Genomic DNA, 11684 nt, shown 5'->3' with positions numbered 1-11684 from the left:
TAGTTATGGCAAAATTTGAACTGAAATTACCTAAAATGGGAGAATCTGTGGCAGAGGCTACAATTACTTCATGGCTTAAAAATGTCGGCGACACCATCGAGATGGATGAGCCTGTATTAGAAATAGCTACTGATAAGGTAGATAGTGAAGTGCCTAGCGAGGTAGATGGTACACTAGTGGAAATTTTATTTCAAGTAGATGATGTCGTTCAAGTAGGACAAACGATTGCCATTATAGAAATCGCAGGGGAAGACAGTGGAGACGCTCCCGCTGCTGCAACAGAATCTGAATTAGCAGCTAGCACGCCAGAAATAACAACTGCTGCAGCTGAAGTTGAAAACCAAATCAAACAAGTGACCGAAAGTGTGAGCTATGAAGATAGTGATGCTTTTTACTCCCCACTTGTTAAAAATATTGCCAAAGAAGAAAACATTTCCCTTTCAGAATTAGAGTCTATTTCTGGTACAGGAAAAGATGGTCGTGTTACTAAAGACGATATTTTAAAATATGTGGCCGATAAAAAATCAGGTAAAGTAGCAACTACTTCTACAGCGCCTAAATCTCCAGCAGCACCAGCACCAGCATCAAATGCTGCGGCTCCTAAACAAGCTCCTACTGCAACTCCTATTTCTGTAAATGGAGAAGATGAGATTATAGAAATGACTCGTATGGGGAAACTCATCGCTCATCACATGGTAGCATCGGTCCAAACTAGTGCGCATGTTCAAAGTTTTATAGAATGTGATGTTACTAATATCTGGAACTGGAGAAAGAAACATAAAGACGGCTTTAAACAAAGAGAAGGCGAGAACCTTACCTTTACGCCTATTTTTATGGAAGCGGTGGCACAAGCTTTAAAAGAATTCCCATTGATGAATGTCGCTATTGATGGAGATAGAATTATCAAGCGTAAAAACATCAATTTAGGGATGGCAGCTGCCTTACCAGATGGTAACTTAATTGTACCTGTTATCAAAAATGCAGACCAATTGAATTTGGTAGGCATGGCAAAATCAGTAAATGATCTTGCAAACAGATCAAGAACAGGTAAGTTAAAACCAGACGATACTCAAGGTGGAACCTATACGGTAACTAATGTAGGTACTTTTGGATCTGTGTTAGGAACTCCTATTATCAATCAGCCACAAGTTGGAATCTTAGCTCTTGGAGCCATAAGAAAAGTTCCAGCAGTAGTAGAAACTCCAGAAGGAGACTTTATAGGTATCAGAATGAAAATGTTCTTGTCGCATAGTTACGACCATAGAGTAGTCAACGGAGCCCTGGGTGGAAAATTTGTGCAACGAGTAGCACAATTACTAGAAGCTTTTGATGTAAATCGTACGGTATAATTAAAAAGATAAAATTCATTTTAAATTTAAAGCCAGTTCTTGTGAACTGGCTTTTTTTATGGCTGGCAGTTAGAAAGCTTACTACAAAATTTTTGCTATGGAATAGGAGTACGCATATGGCAATAAAACAGGTATGCTTTACTCTTTTAATTCGGCGGCACTTGCTCTGTAAGAATTAATAAAATGTATATCAATCGATTCATAGCTAAACTAGCTTTTTCAACCTCTTAAAATCTTACCTTTGCCATATGGAAAAAGACCTCTACTTACAGCAGATAGATTATTTTAAAGGCGCACAAGTATTACATTCTTTTGAGTTTATAGAACCTCAAGAAGTAAAGGATGAATACTTTGCTGTTCATGAAATTCATGCTATTGTGATTTGTGATTACGAAGGAGAAGAAACCATGTTGTTCTATCTGGATGACGGTCTTGAAGTAGCCTTAGAGTTTGAGTTTCTCATTCCTAAACAAGCTAAAGAAAAAACCAGTGAAGACTTTCCTGGTATGGATATACAATGGAAAAACAGGTAGTAGGAAATTAAAATCCAATTTTTACACACTACAGAAAACAATACTTAAGTCCATATATTCCTTCCCTTCAAAGAAAGTCTAATACAAGCTTAGCCTTCTTTCAAAAACAACAATAAAATACCAACCTAGCGGCATATCTACTACCTCATAAGGTTCTGGTACGTCTTTATAATTGTGCAAATACAAATGAAGGCTTGTTTAAAATAAGCAAGCTAATCAATGGATCTAAAATATGTTGCGGTAATGTTGTTCATAGGCTTTTGCTATCCTGATACTGTCGTGATATTCTAGCACATGCTTTCTAGCTGCTCTTCCTATTTGAAGAATTTTTTTTGGTTGATCGATCAGCAAAGACAGTTGATCTACTAAATAGGTGACATCTGGCTGTGCATCGATGACGGCAATAGCATCTAAATTATGGGCTTTTAAATACAACTCACTACCTCCAGAAAAGACCACTTTACCTTGAGCCATTGCTTCCAGTGCATTATAACCTTGATCATAGCAAAGTACTTGATCTAGTAAAATATGCGCGCTCTTATAGCTGGTAATGTATTCTTGATAAGGAAGGTTTTCTGCGATCGTAATCTGTATGTTTTTTCCGTATTTTGTTTTGATGATTTCTAGCGCTTCCTCAAAATAATGGATACCTTTTTTCCAATAATTCCCCCGGTTAATTCCCATAAAAATATGAATCTGGTCTATATTCTCGTTGAGTTGCAAGTGGAATTTAGAACAGTTAATAGCAGCAGGAATGATCGCGGTTGCTTTCCCTTGGTTTTTTAAAGCCATCGCATAATCCACATTACTCGGTATAATTTTTACTGATGCTTTTATGATGTTGTAATAATTATCTCGATAGCCGTCTCCTAAATATTTATAAGTGTGAAAGAGCTCTTTTTTATTTTTCGGATCCTGTTTTACGGCCTCTAGGATGCTATAACCTAGGTGTTCTTCGGTAAGGTATTTGGCGTATTCATAATCATCGCCGCAAGCTATAAGAAATGATGTGTCATTATTTTTAATAAGGAAATCGATCATTATTTTCTCTATATCAGGCTCGCACCCAAATGGATTTGAGTTGATAAATTGTATAATGTCGTGGTTTATTAAGAGGTTCTCGCTTTCGCGAAAGCGGGCTAACTTCAAGCGATCTTCTAAATTACGACCCGTGAGCTTCCACCAGCCTACTTTTATTTTGCGATGCAACCAGCTTTGTTCAAAATAAGAACTGCCTACTTCTATGTCTACAGGAAAGCGTTTAAAACCATCGCCATCGCCCACGATGTTGACTTCATGACCTAATTGTTGTAGTCCATGTTTTAAGGCATTATGAAAACCGCTGTATTCACCTACCAGCAATATGCGCATATAGAAGTATCTTTGAGGTAAAGATAAGCAGTTGCCCAGTTATAAAAATACAGATTTAGAAATTCTCATTGCGACCATGAATCGCAATGACCTATCGTTTCTGGAATCTATGTTTCAACAACCGCTTGCCGATGTTAAGGCAAACATACTGGTGATCAATCAAACAGAAGCAAACACCGCAAGCTCTGACTTGGAACATATCAAAGTGATTAACGTCAACAAACTAGGATTGAGTAAAAGCCGGAATCTAGCTATTGAAAACAGCACCAAAGACTTGTGCTGGATTTTGGACGATGATTGTTTGGTGATGCCAGATGCGATAGAACATGTTGTAAGTACACACAACAGAGTGACGAACAGTATCATAACATTTCAAACGGAAGTTATTGAAAATGGGCGGTTGTACTGGGATTATCCATTAAAAGAACAGCCGCATAATAGGACAAGTTTGCGCAGTGTTTTATCTCCAGAAATCACTTTTAAAAAAGATTCTTTAGGGGAGAGATTAAGTTTTGACGAGAGGTTTGGTTTAGGAGCGCAATTTCAAGATAGCGAGAATTTTGTATTTTTAAATGAAGGGCTTTGTCAGGATTTAGCACCGTATTTTGTCAATAAAACAATTGTAAAACATCAAGCGCTGAACTCTAGTGAGGAAGCAACTAGTGATCGTTTGGTCTACTCAAGAGGAGCACTAGCAGCTTACTTAAAAAGAAATATTACTTTTATGAAATGGAAATATGGTTTCTTTTTGTTTAGAAAAGGTTTGGTAACTAATTTCTTTGAGTTAAAACATAAAATGAAAATCTTTCAAGATGGAGCTGAGGATTATTTCAAATTCTAAGTTCAAGTAATAATTAGCTGACTTTCATTAAACTAAGTTTGACTAAATAAATTAACGAATATTAACATTTATGACTTGAATTCAACTAATAAATGCAACTTTTAGATTTGATTATTATAGATACTTTTTCAAAACAGAAAGAGGAATATGTCTAAGTTCAAGTAACAAGTGCAACATAAATATTTAAAACAGATGGGGCTAGCCCCATCTGTTTTAGGCTCAGTATTTATATTCGTCTTGCATGAAAAATTACAAACATCTAGGCCTTGGACAATGGTATCAAATACAATCCTTATTCAATATAGGATTATCGCAGACTAAGATTGCAGAACAGTTGAGTGTTCATCGCAGTACAATAAGTGGAGAGTTAAAGCGCAATATCACTAAACGAGGTAGGACAGCAGGCTTATACATAGGTGAGCACGCCCAGCATAAAACGGATAAACGTCATAGTGACAAAACAAAGCGAGTACTCCTAAATGATCATTTAAAGAAACGCATCGCTAGTTTGATGAGTTATGAAAAGTGGAGTCCAGAACTTATATCAGATCGTTTAGCAAAAGAGTCTGAGAACTGTGTAAGTCATGAGACAATTTATAAATGGATCTGGACTGCAAAGCATAGTAATCATAGAGAGCACTCTGAGTATAAGGATTTACACAAGCATTTACGTCATAATGGGCGTAGACAGAAACGTAAAAACGTGAAAGATAATAGAGGCGCCATTACTGGAAGAGTCGGTATTGAAGCTCGTCCAGAAGTTGTCTCAAAGAGATTGCGAATTGGAGATATAGAAGTTGATTTAATGATGGGTAAAGAACATAAATCAGCATTGTTAGTAATGACTGATAGAACAACTCTAATAACTATGATAGAAAAATTAAGTAGTAAAAATGCTGATGAAGTCTATGAGAAAATGAAAACTAGATTAACCAACTTTAGTACATCATGGGTTAAAACTATCACTTTTGATAATGGAAAAGAGTTTGCATACCATCATAAAATAGCTAAGGATTTAAACGTAAAAACCTATTTCACTAGACCATATACATCACAAGACAAAGGAACAGTTGAAAATAGAATCGGCGTCATAAGAAGGTTTTTTCCTAAGAAAACAGACCTTAGAAAAGTTACCGATAAGAGAATAAAAGAAGTAGAAAGATTACTAAATTACAGACCAGTTAGAAAATTTAATTATAACAATCCTATTGAAGTCCTAAATAATAAGATTGTTGCACTTATGGGTTGAACTCAGCAATCATCAAATTAACGAATCATCAAATTAATGGATTACAAAATCATAGACATTCCTAAAATAACAGATCCAAGAGGTAATCTAGCCGTACTGGAAAAAGATACCATTCCGTATAAAATCCAGCGTGTTTATTATTTATACGATGTTCCTAGCGATTCACATCGAGGTGGTCATGCACATAAAGAATGTATGGAATTATTAATAGCCGTTTCTGGTAGTTTTACGGTAGAGTTGGATAATGGTAAGGAGAAACAAACCCTTACTTTAAACAAGCCCAATAAGGGATTGTTAATTCCAACTATGGTATGGAGAGAGTTGACAGATTTTTCCAGTGGAGCTATGTGTTTGGTACTGGCTTCTCACGAATTCGAGGAGTTAGATTATCTTAGAGATAAAGAAGTCTTCTATTCTACGATATCTTAAGCTTCATTTTATAGGTTTTAATCACCAGCTCGGAGATGCAATCCCAGATTCCCCAGAATCTTCTGAGTGCGTTTTAAGGATTTAAGCTGCAGCCTGCTCATGAGTAAAAGCTTTTGTTGTTTGGAGCTTAAATTTTTTAAATTGATTTTTTGCTGGTAAAAAGTAGCATTTCTAATATCATTTTCCATTCTATAGGCGAGTGCAATAGAAAAACGATTCAAGTCCAGGTATTTTTCTAGTCCTTTGTGTTTTTTAATTTCGGTCTCATAAGTTAAAAAGTCGGGTAACGATCTGTTTTTCATATCGGTCTGATCAGAGCGATTGTCTGCAGCCTCGTCGATAATCGTCGTTACCTGAAAACTGAAAGTTATTTTCAAATTTATACCTAATCTTATGAACCAATCGATGTCTTCAAAATGAGTCAACCGCTCATTAAACAATCCTACTTTTTCAATAGCTTCCGTTTTGATCATTAAGGTAGAACAAGTGAAAATACTATTCAAGAAATTGTGTTCAAAAAAGTGTTCTAAAAGCTGTTCATTTTCATTTTTAAAATGACTCCACTTGGTTTCTAATGTTTTACGAGATCTTTTTAAACTATAATTAGAGGCGACAGCTTGTGCCTCTGGGAATTTGGTAAATAGGTGGGTCAATAATGAAAGATGATTGGGCTTCCAATAATCGTCTGCGTCTAGAAAAGCGATACTGTCGTAATTGTTTTCTCGTGCAAATTGTAAGGCACGATTACGAGTAGCGCTTACACCTTGATTTTCTTGAGATTTAATTAAAATTCGCTCATTTTTAAGGTGTTCCACAAGTTCTAGGCTTTGATCTGTGGAGCCATCGTTGATAATTAAAAGATCAAAATCAGTATATTCCTGACTTAATACACTATTTACAGCTTGCAATACAGCTGCTGCTTTATTATAAAGGGGTATGTGAACGAGTATTTTGATAATTAGAATGTTATGGAGTCTATGAGGAGGTGCACGCTTTTGTTATTTTTAAATTCGTTCATTGTTGAGGTACGTTTTTTTAACATGTCTTCATTAAAAGCTTTCTTCATCAATTTTATAACGGCGTCTTTCCACTGTCTATTAGTGCTGGCCATAACTACATGATTAGAAATAGATTTTTCAGTCGCCATATCTTTATTTGCGATCACATGCCTTCCTGAGAATAATGCTTTCAATAATTTTAGTTTTAAACCACTTTTTTGAGACGCATGCATCAAATGAATATGTGCGTTTGCAATAAGGTCGTTTAATTGTTCCCAATCCGGATCGCTTACTAAAGTAACATTATCTTTTTTAGCACAAAGCTTTTGAAGTTCAAAAGAGGGCTCTTTTCCAGCAACAATTAATTGATGATCAAAATCATTGAAAACATGTTCTACTAGAAACTTAGCGCTATGGTCGTTTTCACTCACGTTCAAGCTTCCATGAAATAAGCTGTAACTTCCATTTCCTAAAAGACTTGTCACCTCTTGATCTGTATGAAATGCACTCACCTTTTTTACCTCTGGTTGAGAATATATAGACTTAAAATAAATTTGATCATCATCTGATATGGCAGCTAAAACTTGAGCATTTTCTAAAACAGGCTCATAGCGTTTTAACCGATCGCTCTCTGTTTGGAAATAAATCTTTTTTGTCTTTGAGCTGTGTTCAGCTAGTTTTTTATAATATTCATGCTCGATATTATGACAGCGCACTATTTTAAAATTACTCTCCAAGGACCGGTGATTCAAGTAATAACAAGTATGTAAGCCTTCAAATAAAATAGGAGCATCCGTCTTTTGTAATCGATGCAGTAGCTTTTTACTTCTTCTGGAATAAACAATATAAGGTAAGGTGGCAGAAATACCGTAGAAACCTATTTTACGACGGTAGTAAAAAACTTCCTTACAGTAGTGGTTCAGCTCTTCTTGGGGAGTTCTGTCACCATATTGATAACAGTGCAAGGTGATTTCAATTCCTTGCTCGTACAATGCCTTTATTTTATAAAAAACATCGATAGCGCCCCCGTAATTTGCTGGAAGTGGAATATCAAAACTTATGATATGCAGCTCGCGATTCAAACGGCTTTTTGTACTACCTCAAATATTTCTCCGTCGTCACACTTCAGTGTTTTAGAAGGGTATTTAAGAATTAATGCATAATCATGAGTAGCCATAAGAATGGTATTTCCATTCTTATTGATTTGTTGTAACACTTCCATAACTTCTACGCTGGTTTGTGGGTCTAGATTTCCGGTAGGCTCGTCTGCAATGATTAATTCTGGTTCGTTGAGTAAGGCTCTAGCGATTGCCACGCGTTGCTGTTCACCTCCAGAAAGTTCGTGAGGATATTTAAAGCCTTTAGTTTTCATGCCTACTTTATCTAGAACTTCCTCTATGCGTACCATCATTTCCTTTTTCCCTTTCCAGCCAGTTGCTTTGAGAACAAACTTTAAATTATCGTTGATCGTACGATCAGATAAGAGCTTGAAGTCCTGGAAAACAACACCTAGTTTGCGACGTAGATGTGGGATTTCTTTTTCGCGCAAGCGAGCTAAATCAAAATCAACAATCATTCCTTCTCCATTTTTAAGAGGGATATCGCCGTATAAAGTTTTCATTAAAGAACTCTTGCCACTACCCGTTTTACCAATTAAGTAGACAAATTCACCTTTCTTTATTTTTAAATTGACATTTTTAAGGATGAGGTTATCCTTCTGGAAAACATCTACTTTACTTAATGATAAAACGTGATCGGACATAAAAAAGTTAATTTGATGTAAAGTTAATCAAGATGTGGATAAGATTATGAATAATTAATGAGCTTTTAAGGCGTTCTATCTTTGGAAATCATAATTTTACTTTAACAATTAGAATCCTTCTTATTATGAGAAAACTAGCAATGGCGCTGTTGTTTGTATTGAGCTTCACTACGATTACTAACGCACAACAGTCCAAAATATTTACTGATGATCTCGCTACTTACAATCAAGCGTTGGATCTTTATCAGGAAGATCAATATCTCGCTTCACAACGACTTTTTGAAAAAGTAATGGAATCTTCTAAAGAGGAGATAGTTAAAGGTAATGCTTCCTACTATATAGCAAATTGTGCCGTACGACTTAACCAGCGTAATGCCGATCAGTTGGTAGAGCGCTTTGTGGAAGAATACCCTACTTCAACTAAGAAAAACTCTGCTATTATAGATGTAGCAGATTATTATTTTGATAATGGCAATTATAGAAAAGCGGCTACATGGTATCAAAAGGTGGATACTGGCACGCTTTCGCGAAAGCAAATCAATCGTTATTATTTTAATACAGGTTACACTCTGGTACAGTCCAGAAAATATGATGAAGCCAAGCCATTTTTAAATCGTGTAAGTGATGATCCAGAGTATGGAAGCAAAGCAAAATATTATCTAGGATATATCGCTTATGAAAGTGATGAGCTGCAAGAGGCAAGTGATCTTTTTGATGAAGTAGGAGCTTCTCCAGAAGCAGATGAAAAACTTTCTTACTACCAAGCAGATTTAAATTACAAATTGGGCAGATTTGATAAAGCAATTGAGCTGGCGAAAACACAATTGCCTAAATCCAATCGCAATGAGCAATCAGAATTGAACCGAATTATAGGCCAGTCCCTTTTTAATCAAGAAAAGTATGAGGAGGCATTACCCTATCTAATAGAATACAAAGGAGTTCGTGGACGCTGGAATAATAATGATTACTATCAGTTAGGATATGCGTATTACAAGCAAGGTAGCTTTGAGAAAGCCATAGAGACATTTAATAAAATCATAGATGGTGTAAATGCTACCGCTCAAAACGCTTACTACCATTTAGGACAGAGTTATATAAAATTGAATCGTAATGAAGATGCACTCAATGCTTTTAAAAAGGCAAGTGAAATGGATCTTGATGATCAAATTTCTCAAGACGCTGCTTATATCTACGCAAAGCTGAGTTATGAAAACGGTAACCCTTACGATAGTGTGCCCGCTGTAATTCTTGCCTTTTTGGAGACCTATCCAAATAGCGATAAAAAGGAAGAAATGAATGCGTTTCTAATCGATTCTTACTTCTCTTCAAAAAATTACCAAGAAGCTCTTAAATTATTAGAAGACGGAAGAATAAAAGGTAACGAAGCGGTTTATGGTAAAGTAGCCTTATATCACGGCCTCAATTTATTTACAGCTGGAGAATATAGAGATGCGTTAACTAATCTGAACAAGGCTGTTGAAAATGTTAGTGACGCAGAATTGAAGAAAAAGGCCACTTTCTGGAAAGCAGAAAGTATGTATGAATTAAATGATTTTGCGGGTGCGTATGATAATTTCAATAAGGTGAGTTCTATGAATACTTCTATGGAAGAAGACGATTTATTTAACTATGATATGGGGTATACCCAATTCAAGCTTAAAAAATATGATGAAGCTATCAGTTCTTTCACCGCTTATACCAAACAAGCTGTATCCAAAAAAGATCGTGTGCGTCTTAACGATGTGTATCTAAGAATAGGAGATGCAAACTTTGTAACAAAGAATTATTGGCCGGGTATGGAAGCTTATAACAAAGCATTAGAAATGAATGGTTTCAATGCAGACTATGCTGCCTTTCAAAAAGCAATTTCTTACGGTTTTGTGCAAAGGAACGAGCGAAAGATTGAAGATTTGGAAGAATTCATTACCAAATTTAGAACTTCGACCTATCGTGATGATGTCATCTATGAATTAGGGAATACCTACATCAATACAAATCAAGTAGCTAAAGGAGTACGTGCCTATGACAAACTCATCAGGGAGTATCCTAACAGCAGTTACACTTCACAAGCCATGATGCGTAAAGGATTGCAATTGTATAATGAGGGTAAATTAGAAGCTTCCTTAACGGTGTTTAAACAAGTTGCTGAGAAATATGCAGGAACACCACAAGCGGTGCAAGCCATTACTAGTGCAAGACAAGTGTACATTGATCAAGGACGTACAAATGATTATGCCATATGGGTAAGAGGACTCGATGGAGTAGAGGTAACAGATAACGAGCTGGATGATACTGCTTATGAAAGTGCAGAACAACCCTACATACAAGGGGATATGAATGGCACGGCAAGGGAAATGAAAAAGTACTTACAGCAATTCCCTAACGGGAAGTATGCTTTAAAAGCTAACTTCTATCTCGCCCAAGCCCAATTTTCGCAAAATAAAAAGGCTGAAAGCGTTGCTCATTACGAATATGTAACCAGTAAAGAGCGCAGTGAGTTTACAGAGCAAGCACTAGCGAGACTTAGTGAAATACACTTGGGGACAAAAGATTACGTAAAAGCGATTTCAGTATTAAAGCAACTAGAACAATTAGCAGACTTCCCTCAAAATGTGATTTATGCACAATCTAACTTAATGAAGGCTTATTATGAAACAGAAAAGTATGGAGATGCGGTTATTTATGCTAACAAAGTCTTAAACGATTCCAGTATTGAAAACAATGTAAGATCTGATGCAGAGATCATCATAGCTCGTTCTTCTTGGAAACAAGGAAATGAGGTAGCGTCAAAAGTGGGTTATGAAAAAGTAAGACAGACAGCTACGGGAAGTCTTGGAGCAGAGGCTACTTATTACAAGGCCTATTTTGAAAACAAAGAGGGAAAACACGATGCTGTAATTACTACGGTAAACGGATTGAGTAAAAACTACGGTGGTTATAAATTATGGAGTGCAAAAGGCCTGGTAGTAATGGCACAAAGTTATTATGCTTTAAATCAAACGCTTAATGCAACCACTATTCTTGATGCCGTTATCGCCAATTTTAAACAGTATCCTGATGTTGTGGCAACAGCACAAGGTGAGCTTGCCAAAATCAAAACTGAAGCTGCAAAAACAAATTCATCTGTCGTACCGACAAGTCAAAACTAGTAA

The 11684-nt window shown here is 36.1% G+C and carries 10 protein-coding genes; 6 read left to right on the top strand and 4 right to left on the bottom strand.

Translation table 11 applies throughout. The annotated features are described in order from the left end of the window. Positions 1-5 precede the first annotated feature (5 nt). Positions 6-1349 carry a dihydrolipoamide acetyltransferase family protein gene (locus F0365_RS01605; RefSeq protein WP_169932048.1) on the top strand — a complete coding sequence of 448 codons (1344 nt, stop codon included), beginning with the start codon at positions 6-8 and terminating at the stop codon, positions 1347-1349. Between the two features lie 248 nt (positions 1350-1597). Next, positions 1598-1882, top strand: coding sequence for a hypothetical protein (locus F0365_RS01600; protein WP_169932047.1), 285 nt, complete (start codon positions 1598-1600; stop codon positions 1880-1882). A 225-nt stretch (positions 1883-2107) separates the two neighbouring features. Here the strand turns inward: F0365_RS01600 and F0365_RS01595 are convergent, their stop codons facing one another. After that, entirely contained in the window at positions 2108-3253 is a 1146-nt protein-coding gene (locus F0365_RS01595; RefSeq protein WP_169932046.1) for a glycosyltransferase, read from the bottom strand. A gap of 31 nt (positions 3254-3284) precedes the next feature. Between F0365_RS01595 and F0365_RS01590 the strand changes: the two genes are divergently transcribed. The 3 genes from F0365_RS01590 (at position 3285) to F0365_RS01580 (ending at position 5772) form a co-directional block, all read left to right on the top strand. Further along, positions 3285-4094, top strand: a complete 810-nt coding sequence (locus F0365_RS01590; protein WP_169932045.1) for a glycosyltransferase family 2 protein — start codon at positions 3285-3287, stop codon at positions 4092-4094. A 241-nt stretch (positions 4095-4335) separates the two neighbouring features. After that, positions 4336-5343 carry an IS30 family transposase gene (locus F0365_RS01585; protein ID WP_169932044.1) on the top strand — a complete coding sequence of 336 codons (1008 nt, stop codon included), beginning with the start codon at positions 4336-4338 and terminating at the stop codon, positions 5341-5343. Between the two features lie 36 nt (positions 5344-5379). Then, the gene (locus tag F0365_RS01580; protein WP_169932043.1) at positions 5380-5772 is read left to right on the top strand and encodes a sugar 3,4-ketoisomerase; all 393 of its coding nucleotides are present in this window, start codon (positions 5380-5382) and stop codon (positions 5770-5772) included. 17 nt (positions 5773-5789) lie between these two features. Here the strand turns inward: F0365_RS01580 and F0365_RS01575 are convergent, their stop codons facing one another. Genes F0365_RS01575 through F0365_RS01565 form a run of 3 tightly spaced genes read right to left on the bottom strand, consistent with a single transcriptional unit; the run spans position 5790 to position 8532 of the window. Then, positions 5790-6710, bottom strand: a complete 921-nt coding sequence (locus F0365_RS01575; RefSeq protein WP_262889035.1) for a glycosyltransferase family 2 protein — start codon at positions 6708-6710, stop codon at positions 5790-5792. Between the two features lie 20 nt (positions 6711-6730). Further along, complete coding sequence (locus F0365_RS01570; protein WP_169932041.1) at positions 6731-7852, bottom strand: glycosyltransferase; 1122 nt, start codon at positions 7850-7852, stop codon at positions 6731-6733. Beyond that, on the bottom strand, positions 7849-8532 hold the full coding sequence (locus tag F0365_RS01565; RefSeq protein ID WP_169932040.1) for a cell division ATP-binding protein FtsE: 684 nt from the start codon (positions 8530-8532) through the stop codon (positions 7849-7851). Before F0365_RS01565 ends, F0365_RS01570 begins: the two co-directional genes overlap by 4 nt. A 125-nt stretch (positions 8533-8657) precedes the next feature. Between F0365_RS01565 and F0365_RS01560 the strand changes: the two genes are divergently transcribed. Continuing rightward, on the top strand, positions 8658-11681 hold the full coding sequence (locus F0365_RS01560; protein ID WP_169932039.1) for a tetratricopeptide repeat protein: 3024 nt from the start codon (positions 8658-8660) through the stop codon (positions 11679-11681). Positions 11682-11684: the final 3 nt, after the last annotated feature.

Origin of the sequence: Nonlabens sp. Ci31 (assembly GCF_012974865.1) — a bacterium.
Taxonomy (GTDB): Bacteria; Bacteroidota; Bacteroidia; order Flavobacteriales; family Flavobacteriaceae; genus Nonlabens.
The sequence above is the reverse complement of the archived record's forward strand: the minus strand, read 5'-3'. Positions and strand labels throughout refer to the sequence as shown.